This window comes from Streptomyces sp. UG1 (assembly GCF_049974585.1).
Classification (GTDB): domain Bacteria; phylum Actinomycetota; class Actinomycetes; order Streptomycetales; family Streptomycetaceae; genus Streptomyces.
In genome coordinates this window covers 108,098-125,112 of the sequence record NZ_JBNGGG010000030.1, presented here as the reverse complement: position 1 = coordinate 125,112, position 17,015 = coordinate 108,098, and the positions used below count along the sequence as shown (strand labels likewise).

General features: G+C 71.8%; 15 protein-coding genes and 2 pseudogenes. 7 read left to right on the top strand and 10 right to left on the bottom strand.

Going from position 1 to position 17,015, the window contains the following annotated elements:
• Positions 1-115: 115 nt before the first annotated feature.
• Entirely contained in the window at positions 116-880 is a 765-nt protein-coding gene (locus ACP4J3_RS30795; protein ID WP_426539342.1) for an SDR family oxidoreductase, read from the bottom strand.
• Between the two features lie 134 nt (positions 881-1,014).
• Here ACP4J3_RS30795 and ACP4J3_RS30790 point away from each other — a divergent pair, with 134 nt between their 5' ends.
• Positions 1,015-2,655, top strand: coding sequence for an alkaline phosphatase D family protein (locus tag ACP4J3_RS30790; RefSeq protein ID WP_426539341.1), 1,641 nt, complete (start codon positions 1,015-1,017; stop codon positions 2,653-2,655).
• Here the strand turns inward: ACP4J3_RS30790 and ACP4J3_RS30785 are convergent.
• Complete coding sequence (locus ACP4J3_RS30785; RefSeq protein ID WP_426539340.1) at positions 2,642-3,673, bottom strand: Gfo/Idh/MocA family protein; 1,032 nt, start codon at positions 3,671-3,673, stop codon at positions 2,642-2,644. The genes ACP4J3_RS30790 and ACP4J3_RS30785 overlap by 14 nt on opposite strands.
• Positions 3,674-3,763: 90 nt before the next feature.
• Here ACP4J3_RS30785 and ACP4J3_RS30780 point away from each other — a divergent pair, with 90 nt between their 5' ends.
• The 3 genes from ACP4J3_RS30780 to ACP4J3_RS30770 all read left to right on the top strand — a co-directional run bounded on the left by ACP4J3_RS30780 (position 3,764) and on the right by ACP4J3_RS30770 (position 7,356).
• Positions 3,764-5,083: a multidrug effflux MFS transporter gene (locus tag ACP4J3_RS30780; RefSeq protein ID WP_426539339.1), complete on the top strand. Its 1,320-nt coding sequence runs from the start codon at positions 3,764-3,766 to the stop codon at positions 5,081-5,083.
• Complete coding sequence (locus tag ACP4J3_RS30775; RefSeq protein WP_426539338.1) at positions 5,023-6,210, top strand: serine hydrolase domain-containing protein; 1,188 nt, start codon at positions 5,023-5,025, stop codon at positions 6,208-6,210. Before ACP4J3_RS30780 ends, ACP4J3_RS30775 begins: the two co-directional genes overlap by 61 nt.
• Positions 6,211-6,357: 147 nt before the next feature.
• A complete protein-coding gene (locus ACP4J3_RS30770) occupies positions 6,358-7,356 on the top strand; it encodes a small ribosomal subunit Rsm22 family protein (RefSeq protein WP_426539337.1) in 999 nt (332 codons plus the stop codon).
• Positions 7,357-7,575: 219 nt separating this feature from the next.
• On the opposite strand, the gene ACP4J3_RS30765 is transcribed toward ACP4J3_RS30770, so the two are convergent.
• Both ACP4J3_RS30765 and ACP4J3_RS30760 read right to left on the bottom strand, forming a co-directional pair.
• Positions 7,576-8,898, bottom strand: coding sequence for a S28 family serine protease (locus ACP4J3_RS30765; protein ID WP_426539336.1), 1,323 nt, complete (start codon positions 8,896-8,898; stop codon positions 7,576-7,578).
• A gap of 143 nt (positions 8,899-9,041) precedes the next feature.
• Entirely contained in the window at positions 9,042-9,218 is a 177-nt protein-coding gene (locus ACP4J3_RS30760; protein WP_426539335.1) for a DUF6243 family protein, read from the bottom strand.
• 145 nt (positions 9,219-9,363) lie between these two features.
• On the opposite strand from ACP4J3_RS30760, the gene ACP4J3_RS30755 reads away from it, so the two are divergent.
• Both ACP4J3_RS30755 and ACP4J3_RS30750 read left to right on the top strand, forming a co-directional pair.
• Complete coding sequence (locus ACP4J3_RS30755) at positions 9,364-10,005, top strand: TetR/AcrR family transcriptional regulator (protein WP_426539334.1); 642 nt, start codon at positions 9,364-9,366, stop codon at positions 10,003-10,005.
• A gap of 155 nt (positions 10,006-10,160) precedes the next feature.
• Positions 10,161-10,898 carry a bifunctional DNA primase/polymerase gene (locus ACP4J3_RS30750; protein WP_426539333.1) on the top strand — a complete coding sequence of 246 codons (738 nt, stop codon included), beginning with the start codon at positions 10,161-10,163 and terminating at the stop codon, positions 10,896-10,898.
• 90 nt (positions 10,899-10,988) lie between these two features.
• On the opposite strand, the gene ACP4J3_RS30745 is transcribed toward ACP4J3_RS30750, so the two are convergent.
• The 6 genes and pseudogenes from ACP4J3_RS30745 to ACP4J3_RS30720 form a co-directional block, all read right to left on the bottom strand.
• The gene (locus tag ACP4J3_RS30745; protein WP_426539332.1) at positions 10,989-11,981 is read right to left on the bottom strand and encodes a hypothetical protein; all 993 of its coding nucleotides are present in this window, start codon (positions 11,979-11,981) and stop codon (positions 10,989-10,991) included.
• Positions 11,941-12,813 carry an iron uptake transporter permease EfeU gene (gene efeU, locus ACP4J3_RS30740; RefSeq protein ID WP_426539331.1) on the bottom strand — a complete coding sequence of 291 codons (873 nt, stop codon included), beginning with the start codon at positions 12,811-12,813 and terminating at the stop codon, positions 11,941-11,943. The genes ACP4J3_RS30745 and efeU overlap by 41 nt, the downstream gene beginning before the upstream one ends.
• Positions 12,814-12,819: 6 nt before the next feature.
• Positions 12,820-13,662 (bottom strand): annotated as a pseudogene (locus ACP4J3_RS30735) (Dyp-type peroxidase); the annotation flags it as partial.
• Positions 13,660-14,104 (bottom strand): annotated as a pseudogene (locus tag ACP4J3_RS30730) (cupredoxin domain-containing protein); the annotation flags it as partial. The pseudogenes ACP4J3_RS30735 and ACP4J3_RS30730, both read right to left, overlap by 3 nt.
• A gap of 129 nt (positions 14,105-14,233) precedes the next feature.
• Positions 14,234-15,052, bottom strand: a complete 819-nt coding sequence (locus tag ACP4J3_RS30725; RefSeq protein ID WP_426539330.1) for a heme ABC transporter ATP-binding protein — start codon at positions 15,050-15,052, stop codon at positions 14,234-14,236.
• A gap of 121 nt (positions 15,053-15,173) precedes the next feature.
• The gene (locus ACP4J3_RS30720) at positions 15,174-16,262 is read right to left on the bottom strand and encodes a FecCD family ABC transporter permease (protein WP_426539329.1); all 1,089 of its coding nucleotides are present in this window, start codon (positions 16,260-16,262) and stop codon (positions 15,174-15,176) included.
• Between the two features lie 104 nt (positions 16,263-16,366).
• On the opposite strand from ACP4J3_RS30720, the gene ACP4J3_RS30715 reads away from it, so the two are divergent.
• On the top strand, positions 16,367-17,011 hold the full coding sequence (locus ACP4J3_RS30715; protein WP_426539328.1) for a PhzF family phenazine biosynthesis protein: 645 nt from the start codon (positions 16,367-16,369) through the stop codon (positions 17,009-17,011).
• The last annotated feature ends 4 nt before the right edge of the window (positions 17,012-17,015 follow it).

The window sequence follows — 17,015 nt, the reverse complement described above, 5'->3', positions numbered from 1 at the left end:
AATGTGAAGCTCTGGTGCAGGTGGAGTTGAGCATAGGTCGCCCACCGGCCCTGATGCAGCGGAACTTCATATTCCGGTTGTGCAGGTTGTGGAGGATGTGACAGGCCGTCGGATCTCAGCCACGCCCCACGTACGGCATCGCCGTCGCCAGTACGGTCGCGAACTGCACGTTCGCCTCCAGCGGGAGCTCCGCCATGTGCCGCACCGTCCGCGCCACGTCGGCGACGTCCATCACCGGCTCGGGCACCACCGAACCGTCGGCCTGGAGGGCGCCCGTCTGCATCCGTGCGGTCATGTCGGTCGCCGCGTTGCCGATGTCGATCTGGCCGACGGCGATGTTGTAGGGCCGGCCGTCCAGGGACAGGGCCTTGGTCAGGCCGGTCAGCGCGTGCTTGGTCGCCGTGTAGGGCGCCGAGTGGGGGCGTGGGGTGTGCGCGGAGATCGAGCCGTTGTTGATGATGCGGCCGCCCTGCGGGTCCTGCTCCTTCATCTGGCGGTACGCCGCCTGCGCGCACAGGAACGCCCCGTTGAGGTTGGTGTCCACCACATGCCGCCAGGCGTCGTACGGCAGCTCCTCGACCGGCACCCCGCCAGGACCGAACGTCCCCGCGTTGTTGAACAGCAGGTCGACCCGCCCGAACCGCTCCACGGTCGCGGCGAACAGGGCGGTCACGTCCTCCTGCCGTGACACGTCGGTCCGTACGGCGAGAGCGGCCCCGTCCGGCACCAGCGCCGCCGTCTCCTCCAGCGTCTCCACGCGCCGCCCCGCGAGCGCCACCGACCAGCCCGCGCGCAGCAGTTCCACCGCGACCGCACGGCCGATGCCGGAGCCGGCACCTGTCACCACCGCGGTCCTCGTGTCCGTTCGCCTGTCGTTCATGGGGCCGCAGGCTACGCGACGGTCCGCCATTCGGAACTCATCTGTCTGCCATCCGGGTGTTGTGTACGCGCCAAGCGGGTGTCGTCACCGGCCACTCCAATGCCTCATGCATCCATCGGCAAGGGGAGGACCGGATGACCATCACGACAGACCCGCCCCAGCACAGCCCCGAACTGCGCGCCGCCGCCCGCCGTATCGGCCGCCGCCGCTTCCTGACCGTGACCGGCGCGGCCGCCGCACTGGCCTTCGCCGTGAACCTGCCGGCCGCCGGCACCGCGAGCGCCGCCCGGCTCGACCCCCGCAGGATCGCCGACGACCCCTTCACCCTCGGCGTCGCCTCCGGGGACCCGCTGCCCGACTCCGTCCTGCTGTGGACCCGCCTCGCACCCGCCCCGTACCAGCCCGACAGCGGGCTGCCCGCCCAGCAGGTCACCGTGCACTGGGAGCTGGCGCACGACGAGGCGTTCACCCGGATCGCCAGACGCGGCGCGGCCATCGCCCACCCCGAGTTCCACCACAGCGTCCACGTCGAGGTCGGCGGCCTGGACGCCGACCGCGTGTTCTACTACCGCTTCCGCGCCGGCACCTGGATCAGCGAGACGGGCCGCACCCGCACCGCCCCGGCGCCGGGCGCCGCGCCGAGCGCCCTCACCTTCGCCGCCGTCTCCTGCCAGTCCTACACCGACGGCTACTACACGCCGTACCGCCATCTCGCGCAGGACGACGTGGACGTCGTCCTCCACCTCGGCGACTACCTGTACGAGTACGCCGTCAACTCCGTCGGCGGCTACCGCAACTACACCGACCGCACCCTCCCCGGCCTGTTCAACCGCGAGACGGTGACCCTGGAGGACTACCGGCTGCGCTACGCCCTGTTCAAGTCCGACCCCGACCTCAGGGCCGCGCACGCCGCACACCCCTTCGTCGTCACCTGGGACGACCACGAGACCGAGAACAACTACGCCGACGACACCCCCGAGAACAGCGTCCCGCCGGAGGAGTTCCTGCTGCGCCGGGCCGCCGCCTACCGCGCCTACTGGGAGAACCAGCCCCTGCGCCTCCCGCAGCGCCCCGCAGGACCCGACATGCAGCTCTACCGGCGCCTGCACTGGGGCCGGCTCGCCCAGTTCGACGTGCTGGACACCCGGCAGTACCGCTCCAACCAGGCCTACGGCGACGGCGCCCAGCTCCCCGGCCCGGAGATCGACGACCCGGCGCGCACGATGACCGGCGCCACCCAGGAGCGGTGGCTGCTGGGCGGCTGGCGCGACTCGACGGCGCTGTGGAACGTCGTACCGCAGCAGGTCGTCTTCTCCCAGCGCCGGTTCGACCTCACCGCGCCCTCACGGGTGTCCATGGACGCCTGGGACGGCTACCGCGCCTCCCGCCGCCGGGTGCTCGACGGCGCCAAGGCCGCCGGCGTCGAGAACCTGATGGTGCTCACCGGCGACGTCCACGTCGGCTACGGCTTCGACATCAAGGACGACTTCGACGCCCCCGACTCCGCCACCCTCGGCACCGAGATCGTGGCCACCTCGATCGCCAGCGGCCGGGACGGCGCCGACCGGCCCGCCAACTGGGACACGTACCTGAAGGCCAACCCGCACCTGCGGTTCTACAACGGACAGCGCGGCTACGTGACCGTCGCGCTGGGACAGCGGCTCGCCCGGGCCGACTTCAAGACGGTGCCGTACGTGACCAGGCCCGGGGCGCCGCTCTCCACCGCCGCGTCCTTCGTCACGCAGGTGGGGGAGCCAGGGCTCAAGCCGGCGTGAGTTCCGGTGCCTCGCCGACGGGGTCCTCGCCCGGGTAGCGCACCCCGACGCGGTCCCGGATCGCGTCCAGCGTCCGCATCACGGCCAGCGTGCCCGCCAGCGGGACCAGCGGGGACTCGGTCTCACCGGCCCGCAGGGCACGCATCACCTCGGCGGCCTCGTGCCGCAGGCTGTTGCGGGGCCCGTCCGCCGGGTCGGCCGTGAACTCCTCGGGGTCACGGCCGTCCCGGTGCAGCACGAACCGGTCCGGGAAGAAGAACCCGTTCGGTACGTCGATCCGGCCGCCCGAGCCGGTGACGGACGCCGAGGTCGCCGTACCGCCGACGATGGAGCAGTGCAGCGAGGCGAGCGCGCCGCTGTCCCAGGAGAGCAGCGCGCCCGTCTGCAGATCGACGCCCTCCGCCGACAGCGCCGCCCGCGCCGTCACGTCCGACGGCTCCCCGAGCAGGAGGTGGGCGAAGGAGACGGGGTACACGCCGAGGTCCAGCAGCGCGCCGCCGCCCTGCGCCGGGTCGCGCAGCCGGTGCGCGGGCGGGAAGGGGCCGGCAAGGCCGAAGTCGGCCTGGACATGGCGCACCTCGCCGATCGCGCCGTCGTCGACCAGGGCCTTCAGACGCCGGATCAGCGGATTGCAGTACATCCACATGGCTTCCATCAGGAAGCTCCCGCGCGCTCGGGCCAGCGTGACGAGTTCCGCGGCCTCCCGCGCGTTGATCGTGAACGCCTTCTCGCACAGCACGTTGCGCCCGGCCTCCAGACACAGCCCGGCGGCCTCGCGATGCGCCGAGTGCGGGGTGGCGACGTACACGACATCGATGTCGCCGTCCTCGGCGAGCGCGCTCCAGTCGCCGTACGCGCGGGGGATCCCGAACCGCTCGGCGAACGCGTCGGCGGACTCCTGCCTGCGCGAGGCGACGGCCACCACCTCGGCATGGGGCAGATCGACGAGATCCGCGGTGAACGCGGCGGCGATCCCGCCGGTAGCCAGAATCCCCCACCGCACGCGCTGCTCACCCATCGCGGCCCCACCCCTCGTCCATGTGACACTCGGCACTCTGTTCGAGCTGAGAGCATAGAGGGCGGATCACTCGGAGAGGGAGGGGCGCAGATGGGCGACCGTGGGGGGCCGATACAGCCGATACCGGACGTGTCGCAGTCGGCGGCACCGACGACGAAGCGACCACCCACCCGCTCCCTGCGCACCACCGGCCTCCTGGTCACCTTCATCCTCGGCGGGCTGACGGCCACGCCCCCGCTGGCGATGGACATGTACCTCCCGGCGCTCCCCGAGGTCACCGGCTCCCTGCACGCGCCCGCCGCGACCGTCCAGCTCACCCTCACCGCCTGCCTGGCCGGCATGGCGCTGGGGCAGTTGGTGGTCGGCCCGATGAGCGACCGCTGGGGCCGCAGGCGCCCGCTGCTTGCGGGCCTCGCGGTGTACGTCGTGGCCACCGCGCTGTGCGCACTGGCCCCCACGGTCGAGTTCCTGGTCGCCTTCCGGCTGGCGCAGGGGCTCGCGGGCGCGGCGGCGATCGTGATCGCGCGGGCGGTCGTACGCGATCTGTACGACGGGCTGGCGATGGCCCGCTTCTTCTCCACCCTGATGCTGATCTCCGGGGTCGCCCCGGTCGTGGCGCCGCTCATCGGCGGGCAGATCCTGCGGGTGACGGACTGGCGTGGCGTGTTCGTCGTGCTCACCGTGGTCGGGGTGCTGCTGGCAGGCCTCGTCTGGCGGAGGCTCCCGGAGACCCTGCCACCTCAGGACCGGCACGCCGGCGGGGTCGGCGAGGCCCTGCGCGCCATGCGCGGCCTGCTCGCCGACCGTGCCTTCGCCGGATACACGCTGGCCGGTGGCTTCGCCTTCGCCGCGCTCTTCGCGTACATCTCGGCGTCCCCCTTCGTGATCCAGGAGATCCACGGCGCCTCGCCGCAGACCTTCAGTCTGCTGTTCGGGCTCAACTCGGTCGGCCTGGTGGTGGTCGGCCAGATCAACGGCAAGGTGCTGGTGGGGCGGGTGAGCCTGGACCGCGTCCTGGGGGCGGGCCTGGGAGTCGTCATCCTGTCCGCGACGGCACTGCTGCTGATGTCCGTCGGCGTCTTCGGCGAGGTGGGCCTGGTACCGGTCGCCGCAGCCCTCTTCATCCTGATGTCCGCGATGGGCATCACCCTCCCCAACACCCAGGCCCTCGCCCTCCAGCACACCCAGCACTCCGCCGGGTCCGCCTCCGCGCTGCTCGGCACGTCCTCCTTCCTCATCGGCGCCGTCGCCTCGCCCCTGGTGGGCATCGCCGGGGAGGACACGGCCGTCCCGATGGCCGTCGTCCAACTGGCCGCGGCACTGGTGGCGCTGGCCTGCTTCATGGGAATGTGCCGTCCTTGGAACAGACGTGCGGACAGACATGCGGATGCGGAGGGAGCAGAGAGCTGAGCGCGCCGAGACTGCGCGGGGACACGCCGGAGAAGGCCGGTCTCGACCCCGAGGAGATCCGACATCTCGTCCGCGAGGTCCACGACCTCACCACCGGCCCACGCCCCTGGGCGGCCGGAGCGGTGCTGATCGTCGGGCGGGGGCCGTACGTCGCCGTCGAGGAGGCGGTGGGCTGGGCGGTGCGGTACGCCGCGTACGACGAAGCCAAGGAGGAGGGCGTGGAGCTGCCGCCCGAGGCCCGCGTCCCGATGACCACGGCGACCCCCTTCGACCTGGCCTCCCTCACCAAGCTGTTCACCTCCGTCGCCGCGGTGCAGCAGATCGAGCGCGGCACGCTGGGCATCGACGCGCGGGTCGGGGCGTATCTGCCGGACTTCCGGGCGGCGGCGCGGCACGGGATCACCGTCCGCCAATTGCTGACGCACACCTCCGGGCTGCGGCCGGAACTTCCCCTCTACGACTGCGACGACGACGCGGAGCGCATGGAGCTGCTGCGCGCGGAACCCCCGATCGGCGTCCCTGGCACCTACTGCTACTCCGACCTCAATCTGCTCCTGCTCCAGCACGTCCTGGAACGCATCACGAGCCGCACCCTCGACGTCCTGATCCACGACGGCATCACGCGTCCGCTGGGCATGACGGCGACCCGCTTCGGCCCCTGTCCCGGCGCGGCGGCGACGGAGGACCAGCGGCGGCCCTGGGCCAAGGCGGACCGGGGGATGCTGCGGGGTCTCGTCCACGACGAGAACGCCTGGGCGCTGGGCGGGGTGGCGGGGCACGCGGGCCTGTTCTCGACCGGCCACGACCTCGCGGTGTTCTGCCGTGCCCTGCTGTCCGGGGGCGCGTACGGGCCCGCCCGCATCCTGGGCCCCGACTTCGTGGAACTCCTGCTGACCCCGCCCGGTCTGGGCTTCGCGGTCGACCAGCCGTGGTTCATGGGGGAGCTGGCGGGGCGAGGGGCGGCCGGGCACACGGGCTTCACCGGGACGTCGCTGGTACTGGATCCGGCGACGGACTCGTTCCTGGTGCTGCTGGCGAATGCGGTGCATCCGCGCAGGCGGGGGGCGGACAGCCGGCCGCGGATGGCGGCGGGGACGAGGGTGGCGCGGGCGATGCGGGGGCGGTAACGGCCGGGGAGGGTTTTCGCCCCCGCCGCCCCTACCCGTCCCGTCCCCGGGGGCTGCCGCCCCCGGACCCCCGCATCGGCCCTGAACGGGCCTCGTCCTCAAACGCCGGACGGGCTGGGAATCCTCCCGCGCTCGTAGAATCGCCGGGTGAACGTCCCCGTCCCCCCAGCCGCCGAAACCCTGCGCACCGCCCTCGCCGCCCTCCTCGACGGCCTCCCGCCCCGCCAGGCCGCCCAGGCGGTCGACCGGCTGATCGCCGCCTACCGCGGAGCGACCCCCACCCACGCCCCGATCCTCCGCGACCGCGCGGACGTAGCCGCCTACGCCGCCTACCGCATGCCCGCCACCTTCGAGGCCGTCCACGCGGCGCTGGAGGCGTTCGCACGGGCCGTGCCGGACTGGACCCCCGTCGGCCACATCGACGTGGGCGGCGGAACCGGCGCCGCTACCTGGGCCGTCACCGCCACCTGGCCCGGCGAGCGCGGCGTCACCGTGCTGGACTGGGCCGAGCCCGCCCTGGAGATCGGCCGGGAGATCGCCGCCGCCAACCCGGTGCTGCGGCGGGCCCGTTGGCAGCGAGCCCGCATCGGCTCGGCGCTCACCCTCGACCCCACCGACCTCGTCACCGTCTCCTACGTCCTCAACGAACTCACCGCCCCCGACCGCACCACCCTCCTCGACACCGTCGCCTCCGCAGCGCAGGCGGTCGTGATCGTCGAACCCGGCACCCCCGACGGCTACACCCGCGTCATCGAGGCCCGCGACCGCCTCGTCGCCGCCGGCTTCCACATCGCCGCCCCCTGCCCGCACAGCGCCGCCTGCCCCATCGTCCCAGGCACGGACTGGTGCCACTTCTCGGCGCGGGTCAGCCGCTCCTCCCTGCACCGCCGGATCAAGGGCGGCTCCCTCGCCTACGAGGACGAGAAGTTCAGCTACGTCGCCGCCACCCGCCACGCCCCCACTCCGGCCCCCGCCCGAGTCGTACGCAAACCCCAGATCCGCAAGGGCCAGGTACTCCTCGACCTCTGCGAAACCGAACCGTCCCTGCGCCGCACCACCATCACCAAACGCCACGGCGACCTCTACAAGGCTGCTCGCGACGCGAACTGGGGCGACGCCTGGCCCTCGGAGGGCGACACCCCGTAGGCCCGGTCGTCAAATTCCCGCCGGCCGCGCGACGCCATGCACGCTCCCCCACTGCCTCAAGGGCGTGGGAGGTGCCCACACAGCTCGTCGCCGCCGAGAGCACGCGCCCACGGCGACATCAGCCTCCCTCACTCTCGGCTTCGCTCGAGCGGGGGCCCCCATCCGCGGCGGGCGCGCGGCCCGCCCTTCGGGCGGACGACGGGAATTCGACGACAGGGCCTAGGCGCGAGCCCACCGCGCCAGCGTCGCCCGCGCCTGCGCCCGGTCCACCGGCGGCAGGTTCTCGATCTTGGCGCTGTGGTTCCCGCCCGGCACGTGCAGCACCCAGGAGTCGGGGCCGCCGGGGCGGAAGGGCTCGGCGACGGAGGGGTCCGCCGTGCCGTTGACGAACAGCAGGCGGCTGCCGCGGCGGCGGACCCAGCGGTCGATGTCCGGCATGGCCGTGGCGTCGAACGGCATCGGGATGTCGCGCGGCACGAACGTGCGGGGCCGGGCGGGGTCCCGGTACCGCAGCAGGCCGGTCAGGTGGGGCGCCCGCATGTCGGCGTAGCCGAGCTGGGTGCCGCACTGGTACCAGTACGGGATGTAGTTGCGTGCCGTGGAGTCGGCGTACAGGGACAGGCCGGTCGTGCGGTCCAGCCAGTCGTACAGCTCGTCCGGCGTGGCGTCCGGGCCCGGCAGCGCGGCGAGGTCCGGCGCCTGCGCCCGCTGCCAGAACATGAACTGCGCGCGCAGCACCGCGATCTCCAGCGCCTTGTCGGCACTTCCGACGATGCGGAAGGTGTCCCCGTCGCCGGCCGCCCAGGCCTCGTAACGGGCGACCATCTCGCCGCGGCGCAGCAGGATGTGCCGCTGGGCCCGCCTCACGGCCTCGCGGTGTTCCGCGCTGCCCACACTGTCCAGGAAGCGGAGGTAGGCGGAGTCGTCCCGGTCGTCGACGTTGTTCGGGGCGCCGTAGGCGACGGTGCCGTCCACGTCGGCGGGGTGGAAGCGACGGTGGTAGACCGAGGCCATGCCGCCCTTGCTGCCGCCCGCCGAGATCCAGGCGCCGGGGTACAGAGCGCGGAAGAGGCGGACGACGCGGTGATGGTCGTCCGCGGCCTGGCGGATGGTCAGGTGGGTGTGGTCGAGGGTCGCGGGGCGGGACGTGCCGAAGTAACGGTGCTCGATCTGGAGCTGGTTGGCGCCCAGCAGCACGGTCGGTTCGGCCCGCCAGGGGGTGAGCACGGCGTGGTATCCCGTCGTGGCGAGGACCATGGGGCGGTCCGCCGCGGTGTGCAGCAGCGTGAGGCGCTGCTCGAAGGTGCCGGCCGCCGGGTCGGTGTGGTCCACCGGCTGACGCAGCCCGAGCACGAAGAACCGATACCGGTCACCCGGCTCGGCTGACCCCGGCCGCTCCTCGATCACCCGCAGTCCGGGCAGGGCCCGCAAGGCGTCGGCGATGTCGCCGCTCCCCGGACGCGACCGGCCCGCGGCCGACGCCGTCGAGCCCATCGGCACCGTCGGGATCAGCGGCGCCGCCGACGCCGTCGTGATGAGCATGCGGCGTCTCGTCCACCCGCGCATCGTGATTCCTCCGTCACTGTCCTGAGCTGCTGACCGCTTCAGTACAGCCGCCGCGCGCCGGGCGAGGATCCCGCATGCGAGGGGGCCCGTCTCCCTCTGGCGGGGGGAGACGGGCCCCGCTATTTCTGCTTCTGCTTCTGCTTCTGCTGAAGTCTGCGCAGCAGGTCCCGTTTCTGCGCCGCCGGGTCCGTACCGCCGCCGATCCGGCTGCCCTGGCCCGCGCCGCGCAGCGCCTTGCGGCCGAGGTTCCGTCGGGTGCCGCCGACTCCGAGCATGTTTCCGCCGCCTCGGGTCATGTGAGGTTCCTTTCGCCATTCATCTCGTCGTTCGTCTCGCCGTTCATCTCGTGACTCATGACTCGACGATACGTATCGTCTCGTTTCCGTCGTTCGACCAGGATCCGGCGAGACGGTCCGTCTTGTCAACTGATAAATTCGAGCCATGGCAGCCCAGAAGTCCGAGCGGACCGCCCCCAACTCCACCCGCCGCAGCGAGAAGTCCCGCCGCGCCATCTACGACGCCGCCCTCGCCCTCGTCGGGGAGATCGGCTACCCCAAGACGACGATCGAGGGCATCGCCGCCCGCGCAGGCGTCGGCAAGCAGACGATCTACCGCTGGTGGTCGTCCAAGGCCGACGTCCTGCTGGAGGCCTTCCTCGACCTGAGTGAACAGGCCGCCCGGGACGCGGGCCCGGACTACGAGTTCGCCATCCCGGACACCGGCGACCTCGCCGCCGACCTCAAGGCCGTACTGCGCCTGACCGTCGACCAGCTCAAGGACCCCCGCTTCGCGGTCCCCTCCCGCGCCCTGGCCGCCGAGGGCGTGGTCGACGAGCAGCTCAGCCGGGTCGTTGTGGCCAAGCTCCTCGAACCCTCGCTCCAGCTCTACGTCGACCGGGTGCGCGCCGCCCAGGAGGCCGGCCAGGTCCGCCGGGAGGTCGACCCGCGCATCGCCCTCGAGCTGTGGGTCTCACCGCTCGCCCAGCGCTGGCTGCAGCACACGGGGCCGATCTCGTACGAGTACACCGACACCCTCGTCGACTACGCCCTGTACGGCATCGCACCCCACAGAGCGGGGGCGTAAATCCCGAATCCCGCCAAAGCGGCTCATTACCGCTGATCCAGGTGGTGTGTACGCCTCGTCCCACCTACCCCGGTTGTCCGCTACCGCCCCCCGGAGCGCACGATAGTGGGACCATAAGGCATGCTGTTCCGCACGACAGCGAGGCGAGGGGATAGATGAGCGCGGAGTTGGGCGGCCGGACCGGCCTGCAGGGCAAACTCTCCCAGTGGCTGCGCGGACGCCGCCCGAAGGACACCACCGCGGACGACGGTGGCCGTGAGGCCCTGCTGCTGGCCGCCGTCGGAGCGGGCCTGCCGCTCGCGCCCGCCGCACACCCCGCCCCCGGCTACCGCTGCTCCTGCGACCGCGTCGGCTGTCCCACGCCCGCCCGGCACCCGGTGTCCTTCGCCTGGCAGACGCAGTCCACCACCGACCGCGCCCAGATCGAGCGCTGGGCCCGCCATCAGCCGCAGGCCAACTTCATCACCGCCACCGGCATGGTCCACGACGTGCTCGACGTGCCGCTGGAGGCCGGGCTCGACGCGCTGGAGCGGCTGCTCGGCGCGGGTGTCGAGGTCGGGCCGGTCGCCGAGAGCGACGACGGCCGGCTGCTGTTCTTCACCCTCACCCGCGGTACCCCCGAGGACGAGGACGAGTGGTGGCCCTGTGAGCTGGACTGCCACCCCGAGACCATGGACGAGCACCCCGGCCTGCGCTGGCACTGCCGGGGCTCCTACGTCCTCGTACCGCCCGCCCGGCTTCCCGGCGACGGCCAGAGCGTCCACTGGGTCCGCGGCCTCGAACACCCGCTGCCCGACCCGCTGAGCCTGCTGGAACTCCTCACCGACGCCTGCGCCCGCTACGTCGGCGAGGACCGTGACCACGCCTCCGCGGCCTGGCCCCTGCGCCACTGATCGCTCCGCGGGAAGACCGCGATGCGTGGTCTTTCGTCTGCGGCGCCATTGTGGCTGGTCGCGCAGTTCCCCGCGCCCCTTTGGGGCGCGCTACTCGCCCTTCGCCGACGTCAGGCCCTGGGTCCTGCCGATGACCTCCACCTTGCCCGAGCCCTTCGGGTCCAGGGCCACCTCGTTCGAGATGATCTCCATCGTCAGTGACTGCTTTATCTCGCCCGTCGTCAGGGCCTCCACCGCCTTGCCCGGCGAGGGGACCTCGGTGCCCGCGTAGGCCGTCCGCTTCTCGTAGTAGCGCGTGGTGAAGAACACCATCGCGCCGCCGTCCGTGGTGCGCAGCGCCACCGGGGCGTAGTCGCCCTCGGTCAGCGGCTCGTCGATGAACTGGCTGACCAGGCCAGGGCGCTTGGCGTCCTTCTCCCGGTCGGCACGCCACTCACTGGTGTGGCGGCCGGGCGCGAAGGTGTCCCCGCCGTCCTTGAGGTAGCCGGCGTACGCCTTGCTCAAGTCCCCCGGCGGCACGGCCAGTTCGGTCGAGTTCGCGGGGACGGCCTCGGCCCAGCCGTCCTTGTCGGTCTTGAACTTCGGTACGTCGTCGGGGGCCACCAGCGTCAGATACGCCGCCTCCCACGGCTCCTCCAGGCCGCCCCGCGTGAACACCAGGAGCCAGCGCGCGCTGCCGAACTTGTTGCCGGCCGCGTCGGCCACGAACCAGCGCGGCCAGCCCGCCTTCTTCGGGATCGTGTACGTGACGTCCGACAGCTTCAGCGGGGTGTGCTTCGCGTTGCCGCCGGGGCTGATCGCCTTGCTCGCCTTCAGCCGGGCAGCGTCGATGTCGCCCAGGGCGCCGGTGACGTGGTCGGCGTCGAGGGAGCTGTCGTACTCCTTGTCCGCCTCGTTGTATGCGGCAGTGAACTGCTGGAGCGCCTTGGCGGCCTCCGCCTTGGTGGCCGAGGGGAGAATCTCCCGCTCCCCGTGGACCACCACGCACCCGCTCGCCGTCAACGACAAAGCGGTCATGGATGCCGCTACCAGTGCGCTCCGGTCAAGCCTGCGGAGCCTTCGAGGGCCGCGATCCCTGCTCATCAGGTCCCTTCACCTTCCCCTTCCCGGAGGCGAACCCTACCGGGGCCAGGAACAGCGCGAGCGTCGGGACCAGGTACAGCAGCCACACCGTGACCTGAAGGGCGGTCGGGTCCGGCTGGAAGTTGAACACGCCCTTCAGCAGGGTGCCGTACCAACTCGACGGATCGATGGTGTCGCTGATGTCGAAGGCCTTGGCCGACAGGCCCGGCAGCCAGCGGGCCTCCTGCAGGTCGTGGAAGCCGTACGCCAGCACGCCCGCCGCCACGACGACCAGCATGCCGCCGGTCCAGGTGAAGAACCTGGAGAGGTTGATGCGCAGGGCGCCCCGGTAGAACAGCCGGCCCAGGACGATCGCCGTGGCGATGCCCAGGGCGACGCCGACCAGCGGGCGCGGACTGCCGTCACCCGCCGCGCGCACCGACGCCCACACGAACAGGGCCGTCTCCAGGCCCTCCCGGCCGACGGCGAGGAACGCGGTCGCCACCAGCGCGCCCGTGCCCATCTGCAGGGCCGCGTCCAGCTTGCCGTGCAGCTCGGCCCTCAAGTGCCGGGCGGTGCGCCGCATCCAGAACACCATCCACGTCACCAGGCCGACCGCGAGGATCGACAGGGATCCGCCGAGCGCCTCCTGTGCCTCGAACGTCAGCTCCTGCGAGCCGAATTCGAGCGCGCAGCCGAAGCCCAGCGCGAGGGCGAGGGCGACGCCGATGCCGGCCCAGATGGGCTTGAGGGCGTCCCGGCGGTCCGTCTTCACCAGGTAGGCGATGAGGATGCAGACGACGAGCGACGCCTCCAGGCCCTCGCGCAGGCCGATCAGATAGTTGGAGAACATCCGTCCTCACGCCTCCTTGCCGAACAGCGTGCTGCCCCACCAGTCGTCCTGGTCACGGACGCCGGGCGGGATCGCGAAGAGCGCCGAACCCACGTGCTGGATGTACTCGTTGAGGGAGTCGGCGGCCAGGTTGCGCTGGATGCGGACGAACCCGGTGCGCGGGTCGCGCTGGTAGGCGAGGAAGAACAGGCCCGCGTCCAGCCGGCCCAGGCCGTCGGTGCCGTCGGTGAAGGAGTAGCCGCGGCGCAGGATCGTCGCCCCGCCGTTGGAGTCGGGGTGCGCCAGCCGTACGTGCGCGTCCGGCAGCATCGCCTTCAGGAACGGCTCGTCGCGCTCCTCGGCCTTGCCGACCGGGGCGCCCTCGCCCTTGTCGCGGCCGAAGATGTCCTCCTGCTCCTGCAGCGAGGTGCGGTCCCAGGTCTCGATGTGCATACGGATACGGCGCGCGACGAGATACGAGCCGCCGGTCATCCACCCCGGACCGTCGGAGGCGCCCACCCACACGAACTTCTCCAGCCGGTCCGTCTCCGTCCCGGCGATGTTCCGTGTCCCGTCCTTGAAGCCCATGAGGTTGCGCGGGGTCTGCTCGTCGGGCGTGGTGGACGAGGTCTTCCCGAAGCCGAGCTGGGACCAGCGGATGACGACCTTGCCGAAGCCGATGCGGGCCAGGTTGCGGATCGCGTGCACCGAGACCTGCGGGTCGTCCGCGCAGGCCTGCACACACAGGTCGCCGCCGCTGCGGTTTTTGTCGAGGTTGTCGCCGGCGAAGTGCGGCAGATCGACGAGCGCCTCGGGCCGCTGCCCGTCGAGCCCGAACTTCTCGAACAGCGACGGGCCGAAGCCGATGCACGTACTCGCGGTAGGCGGCCACGGCCGCGTCCAGCCGCGGGTCGCGCTTGGCGGCCGCGCCCTTGCCGGTGGCCTTGACGGTCTGCCGGATGCCGTCGCCCTTCATGCCGGGCTTGCAGGCGATCGTGTAGTCGCCCGCCTTCACCTCGGCGGTGACGGTCTGCTTGGTGCCGGGGCCTATGTTCTCGCGCTCGGTGACGATGCGGTCGTCCGGGAAGAGGATGTAGACCTCGGTGACCTTGGAGCCCTTGTTCTCGATGGCGAGCTCCACGTGCCCGGCCGGGAACTCCTTCTTCGACACCTCGCACTTGTCGTCCGTGGACGTCACATTGACGACCCGGTCGCCACCCGCCGAACTGCCTTTCTCGGTGCACCCGGTGACGGCGGTCAGAGCCGCCACGGTGGCGGCAGCGGCGACGGCGGAGAGTCTGGCGGGTCGCATGAAGACTCCAGGGTTGGCCGGAAAGGGTGCATGACGAACCTCGACCGACCAGCAAGGTGAGACTCACCTAACGCACATCAGGATCGCCCAAGTGGCCACAATCGCCCCCACAGTGAAGTCAAAGGAGGGTCAAGGATTGCGTCGCGGGGTCACCAGGACCGCCCCCGTCCGAGGATGCGAAAGCACTTCGACCGGCTGGTCGTACACCTCCGACAGCAGCCGCTCGCAGAACACCTCGGCCGGCGGCCCGTCCGCCGCGATCCGCCCGGCGCGCAGAATCGCGACGCGATGCGCGTACGCCGCCGCGAGCCCCAGATCGTGGAGTACGACCACCACCGCGTCCCCGGCCCGCGCCCGCTCCCGGCACAACCGCAGCACCAGTTCCTGATGCCTGAGGTCCAGCGCCGCCGTCGGCTCGTCCAGCAACAGCAGCGGCGCGCGCTGCGCGAGCACCCGGGCGAGCGCGACCCGGGCCCGCTCGCCACCGCTGAGCGCGGAGAACGGCCGTACCGCGAATCCGGTCACCTCGGTGGCGGCCATCGCCTCGGCGACGGCCAGATCGTCCTCGGCGGGGGAGACGGCATGGGGCGCGCGCCCCATCCGTACGACCTCCTCCACCGTGAAGGGAAAGGCCAACGCCGCCGACTGCGGCAGAACGGCACGACGCAGGGCGAGTTCGGGGGCGCTCCAGTCGGTGGCCGGGCGGCCGTGGATCCGTACGGTGCCTTCGGTGGCGGGTAGATCGGCGGCGAGCGCACTCAACAGGGTCGATTTACCGGCCCCGTTGGGCCCGACGAGGGCGAGCACTTCACCGGCGCGGACGGTCACGGAGACGCCGTGGAGGACGGGGAGGGCACCGAGACGGACGTGGACGGCCTCGGCGGTGGCGAGGATGTCGCCGGGGGTGGCGGGGGCGGGAGGGGCCGGACGGTGACGGAGAAGTCTCATGTGAGGAGGTCCTTGAACGGAGGGTCACGTGCAGTCGCGGTTAGGGGCGACACCCTTTTCTTTTAGGGGCGCGGGGAACTGCGCGATCAACCCCCACCCACCCGCACCCGGCATACAACCCTCAGGCCCACCCCCCTTGCCGCCGCCGAGTCCGCCGCAGCAGCCAAAAGAAGAAGGGACTCCCAAGAAGAGCCGTCAACACCCCCAACGGCAACTCCGCAGGCGCAGCCACCGTCCGAGCCACAAGATCCGCGGCGAGGAGAACCAGCGCCCCCAACAACGCACTGCCCGGCACCAGAAACCGATGCCCCGGCCCCGCCGCCATCCGCAGCAGATGCGGCACGACAAGGCCGACGAAGCCGATGATCCCGGAGACGCTCACCGCCGCAGCCGTCAGCAGCGCGATGACCAGGACGAGAATGATCCGCAGCCGCTCCACGTCCACGCCCAGATGCCGCGCTGGCCCCTCGCCGAGGGCCAGCAGGTCCAGCCGGCGGGCGTACAGCGGCGCGACGGCCAGCCCCAACACCGCACACGGCAGTACGGCCAGCACCTTCGGCCAGGTCGCCTGGGAGAGCGAGCCGAGTTGCCAGAAGGTGATCTGCTGGATGGCCGCGGCGTCCGCGAAGAACAGGAACAGCCCGATCACCGCCCCGCCGAAGGCGTTCACCGCGATGCCGGTGAGGATCAGCGTCACCACTTCCGTGCGGCCGCCCGAGCGCGCCATGACGTACACGAGCAGAACGGTGGCGAGCCCGGAGACGAACGCGAAGGCGGACACCGTCCAGGTGCCGAGGAAGCCGACGCCGAGCGCGATCGCGCCGACCGCCCCGACCGCCGCGCCGGAGGAGACGCCGATGACGCCGGGCTCGGCGAGCGGGTTGCCGAACACCCCCTGCATCAGCGCCCCGGCGCACCCCAGCGACGCCCCGATGAGCAGCGCGAGCACGATCCGCGGGAAGCGCACGTTCCACAGCACCGACTCGGCGACCCGGTCCAACTCGCCGCCGCCGAGCCCGATTCTGTGCTGGATGGAGGCGAGGACGTCCCCGACGGGGATCGGGTAGGCGCCGATCCCGGCGGCGACCGGCACGAGGGCGACCAGGGCCACGCCCATGCCGGCGGTCAGCAGCCACGCGGTGGTGTGCCGTCTGCGCGGCGGCGTCTCGGCCACCGCCCCGGACGGTGTGGCCTTCTCCAGTACAGTCATGCCGCGAAAGCTTAGGTTAGCCTTACCTTTATTTGCCAGCGCCCCTCATGTCCACCCGCCCTGCCCACCTGCGCTCGCCGGACGGCTGATGCTTCAATTTTCCCGTGACTGACTACGACGTCCTCCGCGTCTTCTGCGGGCCGACCGGTGGATACGGCAATGAACTCGGCGTCGTCCGCGAGGGGTCCGTACTGCCGGACCCCGAGCAGCGGCAGGCGTTCGCGGCGAAACTCGGGTTCAGCGAGACCGTGTTCGTGGACGACCCCGAGCGCGGGATCATCGACATCTACACGCCCTCCGTACGGCTGCCCTTCGCCGGGTATCCGTGCGTCGGTACGGCCTGGCTGCTCGACGTCCCCGAACTGGTCACGCCCGCCGGGGTGGTGGGGGCCAGGGTCGACGGGGAGTTCTGCTGGATCGAGGCCCGGCCGGAGTGGGCGCTACCGCGCACGTTGCGGCAGTACGGGAGTGCGGGCGAGGTCGACGATCTCGCCGTGCCCCCGCCGGGGGAGTGGATCTACGCCTGGGCCTGGGAGGACGAGGCCGCCGGGCGGGTGCGTGCCCGAGGGTTTCCCGGTCGGGGTGACGGAGTGGAGGAGGACGAGGCGACGGGCGCGGCGGCCATCCAGCTCACCCACCGGTTGGGCCGGGCGCTCAACATCACGCAGGGCTCGGGCTCACAACTGCTGACCGCGCCGCAGCCCGGCGACTGGGTGGAACTCGGCGGCCGGGTGGTCCTGGAGCGCTGAGACC

Coding starts and splice junctions, on each gene's coding strand:
- ACP4J3_RS30750 (WP_426539333.1), top strand. CDS start 10,161: ATGAGCGCGGAGTTGGGCGGCCGGACCGGCCTGCAGGGCAAACTCTCC.
- ACP4J3_RS30755 (WP_426539334.1), top strand. CDS start 9,364: ATGGCAGCCCAGAAGTCCGAGCGGACCGCCCCCAACTCCACCCGCCGC.
- efeU (WP_426539331.1), bottom strand. CDS start 12,813: ATGTTCTCCAACTATCTGATCGGCCTGCGCGAGGGCCTGGAGGCGTCG.
- ACP4J3_RS30745 (WP_426539332.1), bottom strand. CDS start 11,981: ATGAGCAGGGATCGCGGCCCTCGAAGGCTCCGCAGGCTTGACCGGAGC.
- ACP4J3_RS30765 (WP_426539336.1), bottom strand. CDS start 8,898: ATGCTCATCACGACGGCGTCGGCGGCGCCGCTGATCCCGACGGTGCCG.
- ACP4J3_RS30790 (WP_426539341.1), top strand. CDS start 1,015: ATGACCATCACGACAGACCCGCCCCAGCACAGCCCCGAACTGCGCGCC.
- ACP4J3_RS30780 (WP_426539339.1), top strand. CDS start 3,764: ATGGGCGACCGTGGGGGGCCGATACAGCCGATACCGGACGTGTCGCAG.
- ACP4J3_RS30795 (WP_426539342.1), bottom strand. CDS start 880: ATGAACGACAGGCGAACGGACACGAGGACCGCGGTGGTGACAGGTGCC.
- ACP4J3_RS30725 (WP_426539330.1), bottom strand. CDS start 15,052: ATGAGACTTCTCCGTCACCGTCCGGCCCCTCCCGCCCCCGCCACCCCC.
- ACP4J3_RS30760 (WP_426539335.1), bottom strand. CDS start 9,218: ATGACCCGAGGCGGCGGAAACATGCTCGGAGTCGGCGGCACCCGACGG.
- ACP4J3_RS30785 (WP_426539340.1), bottom strand. CDS start 3,673: ATGGGTGAGCAGCGCGTGCGGTGGGGGATTCTGGCTACCGGCGGGATC.
- ACP4J3_RS30720 (WP_426539329.1), bottom strand. CDS start 16,262: ATGACTGTACTGGAGAAGGCCACACCGTCCGGGGCGGTGGCCGAGACG.